The organism is Flammeovirga aprica JL-4, from assembly GCF_012844305.1.
Classification (GTDB): Bacteria; Bacteroidota; Bacteroidia; order Cytophagales; family Flammeovirgaceae; genus Flammeovirga; species Flammeovirga aprica.
On sequence record NZ_JABANE010000029.1, the window covers coordinates 1 to 17,971 of the forward strand.

At 36.4% G+C, this 17,971-nt stretch carries 8 protein-coding genes; 5 read left to right on the forward strand and 3 right to left on the reverse strand.

Annotated features, from left to right (window positions below; translation table 11 throughout):
* Window positions 1-172: 172 nt before the first annotated feature.
* A complete protein-coding gene (locus HHU12_RS12375) occupies window positions 173-472 on the reverse strand; it encodes an outer membrane beta-barrel protein (RefSeq protein WP_169657055.1) in 300 nt (99 codons plus the stop codon).
* A gap of 459 nt (window positions 473-931) precedes the next feature.
* Window positions 932-1,750, reverse strand: a complete 819-nt coding sequence (locus HHU12_RS12380) for a hypothetical protein (protein ID WP_169657056.1) — start codon at window positions 1,748-1,750, stop codon at window positions 932-934.
* A gap of 855 nt (window positions 1,751-2,605) precedes the next feature.
* Between HHU12_RS12380 and HHU12_RS12385 the strand changes: the two genes are divergently transcribed.
* From HHU12_RS12385 to HHU12_RS12405, 5 genes are all read left to right on the forward strand, one after another.
* Window positions 2,606-10,102 carry an Ig-like domain-containing protein gene (locus HHU12_RS12385; RefSeq protein ID WP_169657057.1) on the forward strand — a complete coding sequence of 2,499 codons (7,497 nt, stop codon included), beginning with the start codon at window positions 2,606-2,608 and terminating at the stop codon, window positions 10,100-10,102.
* A 315-nt stretch (window positions 10,103-10,417) separates the two neighbouring features.
* Window positions 10,418-11,230, forward strand: coding sequence for a DUF2490 domain-containing protein (locus HHU12_RS12390; RefSeq protein ID WP_169657058.1), 813 nt, complete (start codon window positions 10,418-10,420; stop codon window positions 11,228-11,230).
* A 1-nt stretch (window position 11,231) separates the two neighbouring features.
* A complete protein-coding gene (locus tag HHU12_RS12395) occupies window positions 11,232-12,110 on the forward strand; it encodes a hypothetical protein (RefSeq protein ID WP_169657059.1) in 879 nt (292 codons plus the stop codon).
* A 248-nt stretch (window positions 12,111-12,358) separates the two neighbouring features.
* Window positions 12,359-14,335: an alpha/beta hydrolase family protein gene (locus HHU12_RS12400; RefSeq protein WP_169657060.1), complete on the forward strand. Its 1,977-nt coding sequence runs from the start codon at window positions 12,359-12,361 to the stop codon at window positions 14,333-14,335.
* A gap of 45 nt (window positions 14,336-14,380) precedes the next feature.
* Window positions 14,381-15,979, forward strand: a complete 1,599-nt coding sequence (locus HHU12_RS12405; protein ID WP_169657061.1) for a sulfatase-like hydrolase/transferase — start codon at window positions 14,381-14,383, stop codon at window positions 15,977-15,979.
* A gap of 368 nt (window positions 15,980-16,347) precedes the next feature.
* Here HHU12_RS12405 and HHU12_RS12410 read toward each other — a convergent pair whose 3' ends face one another.
* Window positions 16,348-17,859 (reverse strand): sulfatase-like hydrolase/transferase, encoded by a 1,512-nt coding sequence (locus HHU12_RS12410; protein WP_169657062.1) that lies wholly within the window; start codon window positions 17,857-17,859, stop codon window positions 16,348-16,350.
* Window positions 17,860-17,971 lie beyond the last annotated feature (112 nt).

The window sequence follows — 17,971 nt, forward strand, 5'->3', positions numbered from 1 at the left end:
GAATTGCATGTTATATTTGAGTCAGACTTGTAATAGATTTTTTGTTGGAACTCAAATTTATGCAAGTTAAAACCCCGAAAAAAGCCTAATTCGACATTTTTCGGGGTCTTTTTTACATTTTATAACAAGTAAATAACTCATTGTTAGTAGATTAAGTATTTACCAGGGTTCCCTACTTATAAGTACCCATGATTGGAACAATTGACATTGATACTTTAAAGTCTTCATCAAACGTCTTAGAACTGCTTGCATAGCCAATTTCTAATCCAACGGACATGTTTTCTTGAAAGTAGTAGTCACCAAATGCGGTAAAGCCAAATGCAGTGATTCCACCACCTTCATCTACGGATTCAGAAGATGCAAGAAATTGTGGACCAATAAAAAGTCCTGCTTTGATAGGCATTTGAGCAAAGGCAGACGAACACATTAGAGAGAAAGCAAAGAATAATAAGCTTGCTAATAATTTTTTCATAATAAAAAAATGATTAAAAGTTTGAACGTGATATAAAAAAGCGAATACAAATTTTAATAGCAGTTGATCTGTATTCATAAGTAAACATTAAACTCAGTTGTAGTCATGTAGTCTGATACATATAAAAGATATGAAACATTTGAACTTCTTATGGAGAATTTACGCTATTTTCATAGGTATTCTACTCAGAGTTATTAAATAGTCTGAATGAGAGTTTGCTTACTATCTAATAGTCAAATTAAACAATATCTTGATTACAAATCTATTTGAATTCAGTTAGTTAACCAATACCCACTAATAGGTATTTTTATTCCAATTTTAATATTATTGTGTATTACTTTTTACTGTAGAGCAGTTGGACTGAAGCATCAAAACAGAAATTCATTGAAACTTTAAAAGATGAAAACACGAATTAAACCACCTTTTCTTCATTCTTAACTCTTCATTAGGAATCCTCTATTACAGAGAAAAACCAATTCCACTTCTAAATCCATTAATCCTTACACTTCCTAACTCATAAAATTGATATCCTGCGAAAAGCTGTAACCTGTTCAAGTAAACTTTCAGGTCTGTACTGCCCTCAGTGAAGTTCACTTCTTCAATACCACCAAAATACCAGTTAGAGAAAATGCTCACAGGTTTTGCAATATAAATCTCTACGCCGAGGTTGAAGTTCCAGCCTGTGTAATTTTCACCAATCCAAAGGCTCGTAAAGCCAGTGCCCACCCAGAAATCAAACCTAGTCAATGCCAAACGGTGATAAGCAAGATCAATATGAAGAAAATCAAGATACATGGCTTGTTCATTATCTGTTTTTTCTCGAAGGCCAGAATATTCAACATCAATACTCAATTTGGGCATAAACTGAAAACGTGTAAATGCCTGTATTCCTTGTATACTCTGACTTTCAATAATATAGTTAGCTTGTAAGTCCCAATTCAACATTTTTTGTTGTTCAGGTACTCTAGTGTAACGTCCGTCGCTTTGTCCGGAGTAAGTATACTTAGATAATTTGATTGGGTGTCCATAGAGCTGTGCTAAATCAGATTCTTTAGGGAAGCTAAATAATATTGTACCTACTATTTCAGCAATAGCACTTGAAGTGCTCGTGCTTTTGTCAGTTTTTTGGTAGGCATTCGGCATATCATCCCCCTTTTGAATTTCCTTCTCTATTTTTTGAAATTTTTGTGCAAGTGCTTTATTCTGAACGGATAAAGTAATTAAAATTACTGATAATATATTGAATAAGAGTGTTTTATGGATTGAGTAGCTTTTCATTATATATAGTTTAGTAACAGTTGAGAATATCAAAATAAGGACAAAAAAAAAGAATTTCACAAAAAAATTGTGAAATTCTAATAGAACACCCCCCTCAGGGGGTGCACTGCTTAACGATTCATACTCAAATATTGAAAATTGATTTATATTATGCAAGAAAAAAGGAAAAAAATATTAAATATTTGATAATACAAAAATCAAACTTATTGGAAATACATATTTGTTTAGAATTAATATGATGTCATTTGAGTGTGGGGCAGTATTTTATATTGTCGTGAATTTTACTAGAAGTGAATACTCAAAGACGTAATTTGATTGTTGTATAGACTACTTAGAGATGTTTTCAATATACTCTTATGAATTGCAGTAGGAAATCTTGATTTTTGATTCCAATTTTTTATTGCAACGCTGTCTCTTTCATTGACTCAAATGAAAAAGAATAAAATAGAATTAACTATGATTTATTTTTGACTTTGTACTTAAATCAAAACCATTATTAGTCATATTGACACTTTTATGTGTTAAATAAATATTTTTTAAGTGAAAAGGCTGATCTTTTATATGAATCTTAACAAGTGTTTAAAATACAGATATTGAGCTGTTTATGTTTTTTTATTTAAATGATAATACGAGAACTGTCTGATTTTTAACTTTCTAAAACTTCATATATGTTTGTTTAGGATGAAATCACAATACTGTGCGACATCCATACCTATCGTCTATATATTTTTAATGAATTGCAAAGAACACTTACAATCTATTAACTGTGCACAAACAATTTTGTATGTAAACTGACTGAATTCAACCAATAATTAAATTTTTTTACACGGAAGAAATTATTACTTATTTAATCTTATGAGAAAGTTTACGTTGACATTATCTGTCCTCTTTTGGGCGATTATGTCTTTAACTCTTCAACTCAACTCTGTTGCTCAAATAACAGCTGTGGGTAGTGGAAGTTATACCACTGTACACCCTGGTGTAGATGAAGCAGGCCGTAATGGACAACCCGCAGGAAGTCCGCAACTAAGCGAAGCGGCTATCAATAAACCGGTCCCTACAAATGACTGGTGGTCTACTTTGATTCAAAGTGATCATGCAAACAATCTATTCAATTATCCATTAGCGATGAAAACAACGAATGAAGGATTGGTTGTTACTTATATCCCTTGGGGAGTTTTGGATGATGTGTCTCCAATTTTAGTTGGGGTTCAAAACCTTGAAGCTACAAAGACAACAATTGCCGATCATTCCGACTGGACTGTAACGATGGACTGGAATGACGGAACGCAACATTTTCAAGCAACATCAGGCATTGGTATGCCGTTCGTGTATTTCAACAAGTTAGATGCTGACGTAGCGAGTGTTACCATCAGTCAAGGTACTGTAACAGTGTCAAATGAGATCATTATGGTTGAGAATGCACGTAATGGAGCAAGCTTTGTTATTTATGGACCAACTGGAAGTACATGGGAACAAAATGGTGAAGTATATACTTCAACTTTAAATGGTAAAAATTACTGGTCATTAGCCAAATTACCATTGACGACTACAAACATTACAGAGGAGGCTTCAAACCTTCAGAAATATGCTTATGTTTTCCCAACAAACACTACAGCAGATTGGACATACGATGAAGCGGCATCAAAATTAACTACAGTCTACAATGTTGAAGTAGATGTAAAAGAAGGAACTGATGAAAATGTATTAATGGGGCTTTTACCTCATCAGTGGGCCAATTTATCTTCAGGTTCTCCGCAACCGATTGATTTATCTTATTCTTCAGTAAGAGGAGAATTAAAGATGCTTGATGGTAATACATTTACAACAGAAAGCACTTTCTATGGCGTATTGCCAACACTGCCTTATGTGAATAATTACAGTGACGGTTTTGATATTTCTGCATTGAACCAGAAAGTTGAAGCCTTACAGAACGAGTCATTAGCAACTTGGACTGATTCATACAATGAAGGTCAGGTGATGAACCGTTTGATCCAAACTGCTAGAATTGCTGATCAAACAGGTAACATTGAAGCGAGAGATAAAATGCTGGCAACAGTACAGGAAAGATTAGAAGATTGGTTGACTGCGGAATTAGGAGAGGTAGCTTTCTTATTCTATTACAACACAAGCTGGTCTGCTATGATCGGTTACCCTGCAGGTCACGGACAAGATTCAAACTTGAATGATCACCACTTCCACTGGGGGTATTTTATTCATGCTGCGGCATTTATGGAGCAATATCAGCCAGGTTGGGCAGCCAAGTATGGTGATATGGTCAATTTATTAGTAAGAGATGCCGCTTCATCAAATAGAAATGATGATACCTTCCCTTATTTAAGAAATTTCAGTCCATATGCAGGTCACTGCTGGGCGAACGGTTTCGCTTCATTCCCTCAAGGAAATGATCAAGAATCTACTTCTGAAAGTATGCAATTTAATACTTCATTGATCCACTGGGGAGAGGTGACTGGTAATAAAGAAATCAGAGATTTAGGTATCTATCTTTATACTACTGAACAAGCAGCGGTAGAAGAATATTGGTTTGATATGGATGAAAGAAATTTCAAAGCAGATCAACCTTACAGCTTAGTATCTAGAGTTTGGGGTAACAGCTATGACAATGGTACTTTCTGGACGGCTGATATTGCAGCTTCTTATAATATTGAGTTATACCCAATTCATGGTGGTTCATTGTATTTAGGTCATAATAAAGCTTATGTAGATAAACTATGGGCAGAAATGACTCAAAATACGCAGGTATTGGATAAAGTAGATAATCCGAACCTTTGGTATGATGTGATGTGGAAATATTTATCTTTCTCAGATCCTGCCAGAGCGATTGAACTTTATAATGATCATCCTGATCGTACGATGAAGTTTGGTGTTTCAGATGCTCATACTTATCACTGGTTACACGCTATGAATGCATTAGGTCAGTTGGACATGACAAAAACAGCCGATTCACCAATGGCGGTAGCTTTCAATAATAACGGAGATATTACGTATGTGGCTCAAAACTACAGTGCAGTTGAAAAAACAGTAACGTTCTCTGATGGTTACAAATTAGTAGTGCCTGCTGGTGAATTAGTGACAAATAAGGATGTTGACTTCTCTGGTACAATTGAAAGTAGTTTTGCACTGGCGGCAGTAAATGGAGCAGTTGATTTAACTGTAGTAGTTAGCGGTGTGACACCAACTAAAGTTGAAATTTACAAAGGAAGTGAATTAATTGGTTCTCCAGCAACGGCTCCTTATACTGTAAAAGCAACGGGTTTGACAGCTGGTATGCATCAGTTTTATGCAAAAATTTATGATGGTGAAAACTTCACTGTAACGAATATTGCTACTGTTACAGCAGGATTCCAAGTGCCATTTGGTGGAACAGCAGTTTCACTTCCAGGTGTTATTGAAGCGGGTCATTTTGATGAGTTCCAAGGTGGAAATGGTCAAGGTATTACCTATCATGATCAAGATCCTGGTAACAATGGTAATTATAGAAAAGATGAAGGTGTAGATAATGTGTTGGAAAATGGTGAAGGAGCAACAGTAGGTTGGACTGCCGGTGGTGAATGGTTAGAATACACAGTAGAAGTAAGTGAGTCAGGAGTTTATACTTTGACTTATAGATATGCGAGTGGCAACGGTGCAGGTGGAGGTCCTTTCCATTTGTCATTGAACGGTGAAAAAATCACAACTGATATCAGTGTTGCAGGTACAGGCGGATGGTCGAACTGGGTAGATGGTACAGAGAGTAATATTGAATTACTGAAAGGAACTCATATCATAAGAGTGGCATTTGATGGTGGTGAATTCAACCTAGGTAAAATGTCATTTGAGAAAACAGCAGATCTAGCTTATGATTTACCTTCAGCAAATGCAGGTGATGATTTTGTAGTGGATTTATCTGGAAGTACACCAAGTCTAGACGGTTCTGCAAGTTCTGATCCTGGAAATGCAAGCCTTACTTACTTATGGGAGCAGGTTTATGGTCCAAGTGTATTGGTCTTCTCTGATGATAAAATAGCGGCGCCTCAATTAAGTTCAATGGTTGCGGGTGAGTACTTAATCAAGTTGACGGTTTCTAATGGTTCATACTCAAACTCTGACCTTGTGAAAGTATTTGCTTCTGAAAATGGTATTTTAGCTCCAAATGTTACTTTACTTTCTCCAAAAGACGGAAGTGAATTCTTTACAGGTGCAACAGTGCCGTTGACTGCAGATGCTTCGGATTTAGATGGAACAGTTCAGAAAGTAGAATTCTTCGTGAATTCAAATAGCGTGGCTGTACTAACTGATGCTCCATATACTTTTAATTGGAGTACGGATGCAATTGATACATATAGTATCTCTGTTTCTGCTACAGATAATGAAGGTAATGTAACTTCAACAGATCCAGTAAGTATCACCACTAAAGCACCTCCTTCATGTTCTGGTACAAGTGAAAATGGGCATTATGATTATGTGATTTCTGATGATAAAAATAATCCAACAATCACTTTTGTACCTAATCAAGTGGGGATGGGATCAACAGTTTGTATCTTATTCTTGAATGTGAATGGTGGTGGATTAGCAGGGTATAACGTCAAGCCAAATGAGCCTTATCAAGTGAATGCGGCTGAAGGAACGCCAATCCAATTCTATTATACTTATTCTCATCCAGAAGGAGGAGAAAGAAATACTTTAGAAAATCCACACGATTATGTTATTGGTACATGTATTTCGGCTCCTATCGATGAGACTCTTCCAATGGTTTCAGTGACATCGCCAAATGAAGGTGATTCATTCAAAGAAGGTACAGCAATTAAAATTACTGCTGATGCTTCTGATTCAGACGGAACAGTAACAAGTGTTGCTTTCTATGCCAATGATCAATTAATCGGAACGGACACAGAAGCACCTTATGAGCAAGATTATACAGTAGCATTAAATCAAAATTACATTAAAGCAGTTGCTACAGACAATGATGGTAAAACTACTATTTCAGATGTAGTGACGATCAAAGGAAAGTCTGGCGATGTATGTAATGAAGGTGCAGTGGCAAATGGACACTTCTCTTATGAAATCTCTGGAGCAAGTGAAAATCCAACAGTAACTTTTGTTCCAATTGTGGAAGGCGTAGGTAATACAGTGCTTATTTTCTATTACTCTGTAGATGGAGGTGGAATTGGAGGTCATAATGCTAAGCCAAATGAACCTTTCCAAGTGAATGCAGCAGCAGGAAGTACAGTAGAATTCTACTATACTTATAATCACCCTGAAGGAGGTGAGAGAAATACAGCAGATGACCGTCAAACATTTGTAGTGGGTGATTGTGATGCTACGGCACCAACTGACCCAATCGTAAAATTAAACGGTGTAGATAACAGTCCTAAGTTTGTATTAGGAGCATCAATTGAATTGGGAGCTGAAGTAGCAAATGTTACAAAAACTATTACAAAAGTAGAATACTTTGCAGGAGAAACAGTATTAGGTTCAAGCACAACAGCACCTTACACTTACACTTGGACTTCTGATGTAAGCGGTGAATTGAAATTGAAAGCAGTGGCAACATTCGATGATCAAAGTACATTGATGTCAACTGAGAAAACTGTTTTTGTAGGTAAGATTCTTCCTTTTGAAGATACGCCTTATGAGCTTCCTGGTATTGTTGAAGCAGGTAACTTTGATAAATTTGAGTTCGGTTCAGGTCAAGGAATTACATATTTTGAATTATCAAATATCAATCAAGGTGGAACAAGAACAGAAGAATTGGTTGACGTTGTGGCTGAAGGTGCTGAAGGAAACACTGTAGGATGGGTTCAAGGTGGTGAATGGTTGACTTACACAGTAAATGTGAAAGAATCAGGAACTTATAAGTGTGAATTCAGATATGCTTCTGGAAATAATGAAAGCAGAGGACCATTCTTCTTTGAGTTAGATGGACAAAAAATCTCAGCTGATATTGCTGTAGACGCAACTGCAGGTTGGGGTGACTGGGCAACTGCTACCGTTACTGATCTTCAATTGACTGAAGGTAAGCATGTATTGAAAGTAAACTTTGTAGGCGGTGATTTTAACTTAGGTAAAATGAACTTTATCATGGAGCCTAAAAACATTGCTCCAGTAGTAAGTGTTGCTACTTCAGATGGACAGTTAGCTTACAATTTAGGTTCAACAATCACATTGAATGCTACTGCAACCGATGAGGATGGAACAGTGGCAAAAGTTGAATTTTTTGCCGGAACTCAATCTTTAGGAACAGCTACAGAAGCTCCATTTACATTAGAATGGACACCTGAGTTGGCTGATACTTATAGCGTAACAGCAGTGGCAACGGATGACCAAGACGCTTCTACTACTTCAATGGCAATTGAGGTTGCTGTGAATGCAGTGATTATAAACCAACCACCAACGGTAACTGTATCTACTTCTGATGCTCAAACAGAATATACAGTAGGTACAACAGTAACGTTGACAGCGGATGCAACTGATGCTGATGGTACGGTTTCAAAAGTAGAGTTCTTTGTAGGAACAGAATCTTTAGGTGAAGTAACAACAGCTCCTTTCACAATGGAATGGACGCCAGATGTTGCAGATTCATACAGCATCACGGCAGTGGCTACAGATGATGGAAGTGCAAGAACAACTTCTGAGGCAGTAATGATCACTATCAATACAGCAGGTGAAAATGATGCTCCAACGATTACAATCGCTACATCTGATAATGCAGTATCTTATACATTGGGTACCACTGTTGTGATCAACGCAGATGCCACAGATACTGACGGAACGATTACAAGTGTTGAATTTTTTGAAGGAACAACTTCATTGGGTGTTGTGACAGAAGCTCCATTTACGGTGAATTGGGTACCAGAAGTAGCAGATGTATACAGCATCACGGCAGTAGCTATTGATGATGCAACAGCAAGAACAACTTCTGAAGCATTAGAAATTACGATAGAAACAGTGGATGAAAACGAAGCACCAACAGTTACGGTTTCTACTTCTGATGAACAATCGGCTTATAATTTAGGAAGCACTGTATCTTTAGTAGCAGATGCTTTAGATTCAGATGGAACTATAAGTAGTGTAGAATTCTTCGAAGGAACAACATCATTAGGGATTGTGACACAAGCTCCTTTCACATTAGAATGGGCACCAGAAGCGGCAGATGTTTATAGTATTACAGCAGTTGCAATTGATGATGCTAGTGCTAGAACAACTTCAGAGGCATTGGAAATTACGATTAATCCTGTAATTGAAAATAAACCACCAGTTGTAACTGTGTCTACTTCTGATCAAGCTACAGAGTATGTGATTGGAACTACAGTGACATTAAACGCTACGGCTTCAGATGCGGATGGTACAATTGAAAGTGTAGAATTCTTCGCAGGAGAAACGTCATTAGGTAAATTGACAGAAGCACCTTATACAGTAGAATGGAAGGCTGAAGTTGATGGAGAATACAGCATCACAGCAGTTGCGATTGATAATGCTAGTGCAAGAACTACTTCGGAAGTAGTGACTCTGACAATTACTCCATTGCCAAATGTAGAACCAACAGTTGTAGTAGCAACTTCTGATAATGCAACTGAATACGATCTTGGAACAACAGTGAATTTAGTAGCTACGGCTTCTGATTCAGATGGAACAGTTGAAAGTGTAGAGTTCTTTGCAGGAACAACTTCATTAGGTAAAGTAACTGCCTCTCCATTTACATTAGACTGGACACCTAACACTGTAGATACATACAGCATCACAGCAGTGGCTATGGATAATGACGGTGCTTCAACTACATCAACTGCGATTTCAGTAAAAATCAATGCGTTGCCTAATGTAGCTCCTACAATTGTAGTTTCAACATCAGACAATTTAGTAGAGTATGAAATCAATACAACAGTAACTTTAACTGCTGATGCTTCAGATATCGACGGTTCGGTTGCTCAAGTAGAATTCTTCGAAGGAACAACATCATTAGGCGTTGTAACAGAAGCTCCTTACACTTTAGATTGGAGACCTGTTAGCCTTGGTGAATATACAATCACAGCCGTTGCTACAGATGATGAAGATGCATCTACAACTTCAGAAGCAATGACAGTGACAATTACTGAAGGTGATGTGACTTCAATCGAAGATGAGCTAGTTTCTATTCTATATTACCCTAACCCTGCTAAGGATTATGTGAATTTAGAACTTCTTGAAAATACTCAAAATGTAAAGCTTTATGACCTGAATGGTAGATTATTAATTGACAAATCTATTCAGCAAAGAGTATATAAATTAGATCTAGGACAATTGAAGTCTGGTGTCTACTTTATAGAGGTTGAAGGAACTCAAGCTTACAAAAAGTTGAAAATCATCAAACAATAATAATTGATATAAGAGACTGACCAGAACTACCCTGTTGTTGAATAAACGGCAGGGTAGTTTTTTGTGTCTTACATCTATAAGAACCCCTCATTTTAAGTTACAAATATTAACCAAACCCGTTTTTTAGTTGAAAAATATCTTAAAAATTAAGAACAGACTTTAATAAATTAAGAAATAACCAATCACCCGCCTACTTTTGTTTTGTACTGTTTTATGGCTTTCTGCGAAGAAATATCCATAGCTTTCACTAAAACCAACACTCTTCACAACACTCAAATCGTTAAACTAAATGATCTAACTTCACTTAATTGATTTATGCTAAAACTACCAATAATTACGTCGCTTGCAATTGTATTGCTGGCTTTTTGTACTCAAGTTACTGCCCAGGAAGGTCCTGAGGTCAATTTAGAAGAAACAGGTATCTGGAATGGACTTTATCTAAAAGTTCGATTATCAGAGCGGTTTGGCTATTATGGCGAGCATCATTATAGATCGAGAAATGCGATTGATGATGTCAATTCATTTATAGGCCGACCGAGACAAGTTTATAACCGTGCAGGTTTAAATGTTTACATCAATGATTACTTTGAGTTTGTAGTAGGTCCCACTATGGTGGTCAACTTCTCTCCAGACCCAGGTAGTGACCTATATGAAAGTTATACGCTAGAACACCGTATTTGGCACCAATGGCTTTTCAGAATGCCCACTATGGGTAGGGTGAAAATGTATCATCAATTTCGTTTTGAGCACCGATGGAAAAAGGACAATGATGTAGGAGCGGAGTATGATTATACAAACAGGTACCGTTATAAGATGTTCATGTACATCCCGATCAATAAAAGAAAGATCGAGAAAAATACACTCTACTTTTCTCCAAGTATGGAAATCTTTATGCATTCAGGAGGTTCAATTGGCTTTAATCCTTTTGAAGACTTCAGAACGTACAATGGATTTGGTTATGTCGTGAATAACAATATTACCTTGTTTGCCGGTCATATGTGGACTTTAGGGCAGAAATCAAGTGGGTATCAATATAAAACCAGTCATATTTTTAGATTCAATGTATTTATTGGATTAGACACACGTAAGAAAGGAAATTCAATACCGAAAATAAACCTTGGCTATTAACATGAAAAAAGTACTTATACTCGTCATTTTTACAATACTATGTGGTACCATTTACTACTATAGTACACATATCAGAGATCTATCTCAGAAGATTCAAACTCTAGAGAAAAAAGAAACTGAATTAGAGATTTTATCAATTAAAAGTAAAGCAGATTCATTATTGCTGTTACATCATTATGATACGGCACTGCATTACTATGGCATTATGGACAGTATCAGTAATACTACTGATTATACTGAAAAAGCATGGTCATATATTAATGAACAGAAATTACCTTTTGATAAAATCAATCAATTAGAAAAGCGCTATTATCATAAAGAAATTCATATCAAAAACCTGAAGCGAAATCAGGTACACCTTTATGATAGTATCAAATTTTATAAGAAAAATAATCAAGTGCTTGCCAAAAGAAAAGGTGACCTTGAAGAAAATATAGAGCATAATCAAAAGGAGATTAAGAACCTCAAAAAGGAATTAGTCTTAAAGGAAAAAGAAATTAACCGCTTAGAAATTGTAAATCATGACGGTGCAGAAATCAAATACATTGGTGAAGTTTTAGATGGACAAGCTAATGGTTTTGGTTATGCGGTGTTTGAGAAAAAAGGTTTCTATGAAGGCTACTGGGAAAACAACAGTAGAAACGGACAGGGACAATACACTTGGGAAAACGGTGACCGCTATGAAGGGAACTTCAAGAATGGTACAAGAGAAGGTTTCGGCGTTTATTATTTTGTTTCAGGTGAACGCTATGAAGGTTTCTGGAGTGATAACCTGAGGGAAGGTTTTGGTGTTATTTTCGATAAAGAGGACAAGAAGATATTTGAGGGGATTTGGAAGAAAGACAAGCCAAAGAATAAGAAAAATAGCATGAAGAGTTAAAGTGAAAGTTTAAAAGAGGTAGTGAAACATTACCTCTTTTTTTATTTTTATGGCTTGAAAGATATGCACAAAAGAATGATATTTAAATTGAAATAAACCTAGTTACTACAGCTCTATATTTGACAGGTAGATGATTTGTACATAAGAACCTTATGGAAGTGTACTAAATTTTTTAAAGTACTAAGTCAAAAATAAATCATAGTTAATTTTGAATTTGTACTTAATTTGAAAAAGTATTGAAAAGAAAGATGAAGATTACTTTAAAATTATTATTGACGACCTTGATAATAGGTTGCTTTCAATTGGCTTTTGCTCAAAAAAAAACACCACAGACTGTAGAAGAACTCTGGAAAAAATATAATCCAAAGTCAGAGAAACTGAATGTTGAAGTGTTGAAAAAGTGGGAAAAGGATAATGGAAACTTTGAATACATTAGATATGACCTTGGAAAGTTAACAGGCACAAACAAGTCTGCTTCTCCAAAAATTAGTGCATACTATGGTTATCCAAAAGGAGCTAAAGATGCACCTGCCATTCTTCACCTTCATGGTGGTGGACAAAGAGCAGAATTGTCAAGAGTAGAATTTTGGGTGAAATTAGGTTTTGCTTGTATCAGTATCAACTGGGGAGAGAAAGAAGTGGAAAGTGGTTTGCTAAATACAGACTGGGATGGTCTGGCAGCAGGCTTTATCGGAAACTCAGAACAGCTTGGACATTGGAATGATGTAACCCCTGGACCTAACACTTTGTACAGTGAACCTCACGCTCTAAACAGTAGTTGGAATTTAGTGGCTATGTCAGGCCGTCGTGCATTGACTTTTTTAGAGAAAAGGCCTGAAGTAGATGCGAAGAAATTAGGTGTAGAAGGGCACTCTATGGGAGGTAAATTGACGGTTCAAGTTTCAATAGATCCGCGTGTAAAAGCAGCCGCACCTTCAGTAGGTGGTTCAGGTTATTTGTATGAAGATTTATGGGGACTGCCGGGAAGTAAAAGAGGAATGCGTGAAGACCAAGAGTATTATAAGCAGGTAGTAGATTGTCAGTCATATTGGCCACATATCAAAGCACCTATCTTATTCTTAGGATCAACGGATGATTTCAATTCTCCTACAGAGTTAGTGATTAAAGGAATGCAACAGTTGCCTGTTAAAACAGAAAGGATCTTAGTTTTAGCACCACATTTAAACCACCGTTTTACAGATAATACTGATGCTTCTCGTTTTGTGTGGATGTACTCTCATTTAGAAGGTAAATTAAAATTCCCTAAAAAGACACCTTCAACATTACAGCTAAAAACAAAAAATAGTATTCCTGTTTTTTCATTGAAACCGGATCAATCCTCTGGTCTGCCTGTCAAAAAAGTGGAAATCTATTATGGTTATGGAAGAGACCCAAGGGTACGTTTCTTTAGAAGTGCAGAAGTAAAACAAAATGGAAATTCTTATGAAGCGGAATGCCCTGTTTTTGATATAGATGAGCCTTTATTTGCTTTTGCTAATATCACCTATGATATAGGATTTGAAATTCCTGCAAGGCCAGGGAGAAATGCCACAAACTTTATCACCGTGAGTTCGGAATACCAAGAGGCTTATCCTGAAATGCTGAAATCTGCTAAAGTGAAAGCGACAGAACATAGACAGAAAAAGGTGGACGACTTCAAAAACGGAATGCAGGATTGGTACACACTGTTCCCTGAAAATCGTCAACATTGGTTTTATAGCACTCGCAAAGTTATTGACCCCTCATTTATGGGGCCTGAGGGAGGAAAATTGAAAATTCAAGTGGAGACGAATGAAGCAGGGAATAAAATTGCCGTTGAGATCATCACAAATCAATGGTTATCCTATTTAGGTAGGAGAACAGAAGAGTATACTGCGTTGGTAGATCTGCCTAATAATGGTTTGAATACAATTGAATTATCACCTTCAGATTTTCAAACGAAAGGAGGAAAGCCTCTGAAAGATTGGGATGAGTTAACTGAATTATCGTTTCAAGCTGGGTGGAAAGCCAAAGGAAAGCAGAAAGCAGATGAAAAATGGAAAGGGGATTCTCCTGCATTGAAATTAATCCAATGGGAAGGAGGAGATTATTCTAAATGGCGCCGCTTCTATCCTCATGAAAAAAGAAATAATCAATCGATCCAAAAAGTGATCAACTTTGAAAATGAGTTTCAAGATGCTATTGAGGAATCTGTGAAGCTGGAAAAACAAGACGAAGAACAGTAAAAGAGGAGTTTAATTCTTCATTATACCTAAAAAAATCTATCATCAATGATGAATCATACTCCAACAATTATGAAAAAACATCATCTAATACTTTGCCTCTTTTCACTTCTTTGTATTTCATGTGCTCAAGAAACGACACAAACAAGTGCTGATGTAAAAGAGGAAAAGCCGAACATTATATTAATCTATGCTGATGACCTTGGTGCAGGGATTTTAGGTTATAATGGTCAAACTAAAATTAAAACACCTAACATTGATCAATTAGCGAAAAGTGGAAAGGTATTTACAAATGCCTATGGTAGTAATGTTTGTTCGCCAGCAAGAGCATCCATTTTGACAGGATTAAACAACGCCCATGCGCCAGTACATACACCAGGTGGTTTACAATGTCAATTAGTAGCCGGATTGATTGATCAAGCAACTTTTGATAAAAAGATTTATAGAAAACAGAATGAAGGCCATTATTACATCGGACAGATGGCCCAAAAAGCAGGGTATACGACCTCATATTTTGGGAAATTAGGCTTTGGTTATTCTGATACCAGCGAAATGATTGATAGCTATGGTTTCGATTATCATTGTGGTCTGTTAGATGCAGTGATGTGCTGGAGTTTTTATCCTCCTCATTATTTTGAAAATGGAAAGAGAATCCTTCTGCCCAACAATCCAAAAGTGACAAAGAGATCACCGACTTGTTTATTGGTAGGGGAAGACAGTATGACTTATTCAGAAGATATTTGGCTGGAAAAAGCATTGACGTATATTGATGATAAAAAGGAAGAGCCTTTCTTTATGATTTATGCGACGCAGTTGCCACACGGTCCGGCTTCTATTGCTCCTAAAGATTATGTTTATAAAGATCAGGAAGGATGGACAAAACAAGAAAAAGTATATGCTTCTATGATTCATAAATTGGATCAATCTGTGGGAAGTCTAGTAAAGAAATTGGATGAATTAGGGCTTTCTGAAAATACGCTAATTGTTTTCACGAGTGATAATGGACACGAAATTCAATCGTATACTACAGTAAATCCTAAAACAATAGATCCTAATTTGGTTTATGATTATAAAACAAAGACTTTCAATCAGCCCATTGTAAAGCCAAAATCAAAACCAGAATTCTGGGATGGTCATCATGCAGGGGAAGATATTTTTAATGGCACAAGAGGAGAAAGAGGGATGAAGAGGTATAGTTTTCAAGGAGGAATTCACCTTCCGTATATTGCAAAATGGCCGAAAAAAATAAAAGCCTCTACACTCAGTGATGTTGTGATAACAGATTATGATTTTATGCCAACGATCGCAGCATTGATCAATGGTGAAATCAAACAAACGGACGGAATTTCCTATTTACCCTCTTTATTGGATGAGGGGGAACAACAAAGGCATGATTATATTTTCTTCAAGAATACTACAGGTGCTGCAAGGGATGTGTTAATTCAAGATGCATGGAAATTGGTCAATGAAATGGATCTTGAAGCTAGTGATTATGCAACACAGAAAAGGGTGTATAAATGGGGGCTTTATGATTTGTCAAATGATCCTTATGAGAAGAACAATTTGGCTTCAGAATTTCCTGCTAAAGTGAAGGAAATGAAAAAGTTAGTTACGGAAGCCAATCAGCCGATTCAATTGGCTCAATAAGTAGAACCATTGTTGATGTAATAGGATGAAAGAAAACAGATGTTTCGTAGACCCATAATTGAAATTATGGTCTTTTGTGAAGACAACTCATTTATCAACTTTTGATGATAATATTTGACATGTCCGTATTTAAGTAGATGTGAAAACTGTAAATCTTTGGGACATATTAGATTTATACTAAAAGTTGAAAATGAGGTAGCTTCCCATAAGCCCATGACTTCTAGTCATGGTGCGCGGTATTATAACCTATTTCATTTGTCCTACTACTTATTTATCAAATAATAAAGTCTATCACACGTTTTTCAAACAAGAGTGGGTGATAGACTTTACTTTATTAGTAAGTATACTTTTTTAGAGAGAAAGGAATGTTAGAGGTTTCCATTATTACTTTCATCGATATTAGAGAAAAAAGCATTATAATTTTCTGTTACATCTAAAGGGTCATGAAGTTCTTTTTGGAGTTCCTTGAATTTCATAAATAGCTTATCAGCTACTTTTTTGTATTTTTTCTGATAAGCCAAATCATTCATTTCATTAGGATCTTTCTTCAAGTCATACAATCTCACTTTATTGATAATGGGATAGATCATTAATTTATAACGGTCCGTTCTTATCATGCGTTGAGCATTCAAATAGGCACTGTAAATTGCTTCGTGTCCCTTCTTCTTTCCTGATAGGATAGGCATTAAAGATTGAAAATCAACCTCTGCATCACTACCCGCTATATCCAAAGCAGTGGCCATAACATCTTGCAAGTAAACTTTCTCATTGATCGTTTTTCCTTTTTTAATCCCTGGACCAGCTATAAACAGAGGAACACGAACACTAGCATCATACAAATTTTGCTTGCCTACAAACCCATGATCGCCCATAGCCAAACCATGGTCAGCTGTGAAAATAATATAAGTATTTTCTTTCTTACCACTTGCTTCAATAGCGTCAAGCACTTTTCCAATTTGCTCATCCATATGAGTGATGATGGCATAATATTCTTGTCGATTGACCTTTACAGCATACTCCGTTCGAGGAAATGGCGCCAACCGTTCATCTCTTAATTCTCTTCCAGAAGCAATACCTTCATTATAAGGATATTCTGGTATATAAGAGGCAGGTAAGCTGATGTTTTCAGTCGGGTACATATCTACAAACTTCTTAGGAGATTGTCGAGGATCATGAGGAGCATTAAACCCTAAATAGATAAAAAAAGGATCTTCTTTTTGAGAGGCCAAATCAATGAAGTTTACGGCATTTTCACCTACCACTTCACTCCAGTGTTTTCCTCCTTTCCAATAGCCACCAAACTTCTCATCATAAGGTGTCCATTCATCTTCATGACCTTCCAAAAATTTACGAGCATACCTTTGTCTTGACTGCTTTGGCATTCCGCCTTTCACAAATCTAGTAACGTCAAAAACACTATCAGCATCCATTTCAACATGCCACTTTCCTGTGAGATAGGTAGTATAACCGGCTTCTTTCATATAAGAACTCCAATACCCTTTAGCTTCAGCGTGTTCAATATCAAAAGCTTTCATGTCTTTATGCATGTATTTTTCTTCCGGTTGAGGAAGCTTTTTTTGATAAGAAGCTGCAGTCCATAAAGATTTACCCGTATTCAACATCGTTCGGCTAGAAACACAAACGGCAGGGCTCCAAGAACCCATATTATAGGTATGCCAAAATGCTGTGCCTTGGTTTCTTAAGCGGTCCAGGTTTGGTGTTTTAATTTCATTATTGTTGAAAGAACCAATACTCTCAAAAGTCTGATCATCCGCAAAAATAAATACGATATTCGGTTTGCTGTCCGTTTGTTGTGCCAAAAGATTGAAAGAGTAAAGAAGGCACATCACACACGTTAATGCAATTTTGTAATAATTCATTTGATGTATAATTTGTTTGTGTAAGTAATAGGAGAACTAAGCAAAAACGTTTCGTGCACCATAGTTAAAACTATGGGCATGTGATACCAAAACCTCATCAAGACTGAAGTCT

Coding starts and splice junctions, on each gene's coding strand:
- HHU12_RS12375 (WP_169657055.1), bottom strand. CDS start 472: ATGAAAAAATTATTAGCAAGCTTATTATTCTTTGCTTTCTCTCTAATG.
- HHU12_RS12380 (WP_169657056.1), bottom strand. CDS start 1,750: ATGAAAAGCTACTCAATCCATAAAACACTCTTATTCAATATATTATCA.
- HHU12_RS12385 (WP_169657057.1), top strand. CDS start 2,606: ATGAGAAAGTTTACGTTGACATTATCTGTCCTCTTTTGGGCGATTATG.
- HHU12_RS12390 (WP_169657058.1), top strand. CDS start 10,418: ATGCTAAAACTACCAATAATTACGTCGCTTGCAATTGTATTGCTGGCT.
- HHU12_RS12395 (WP_169657059.1), top strand. CDS start 11,232: ATGAAAAAAGTACTTATACTCGTCATTTTTACAATACTATGTGGTACC.
- HHU12_RS12400 (WP_169657060.1), top strand. CDS start 12,359: ATGAAGATTACTTTAAAATTATTATTGACGACCTTGATAATAGGTTGC.
- HHU12_RS12405 (WP_169657061.1), top strand. CDS start 14,381: ATGATGAATCATACTCCAACAATTATGAAAAAACATCATCTAATACTT.
- HHU12_RS12410 (WP_169657062.1), bottom strand. CDS start 17,859: ATGAATTATTACAAAATTGCATTAACGTGTGTGATGTGCCTTCTTTAC.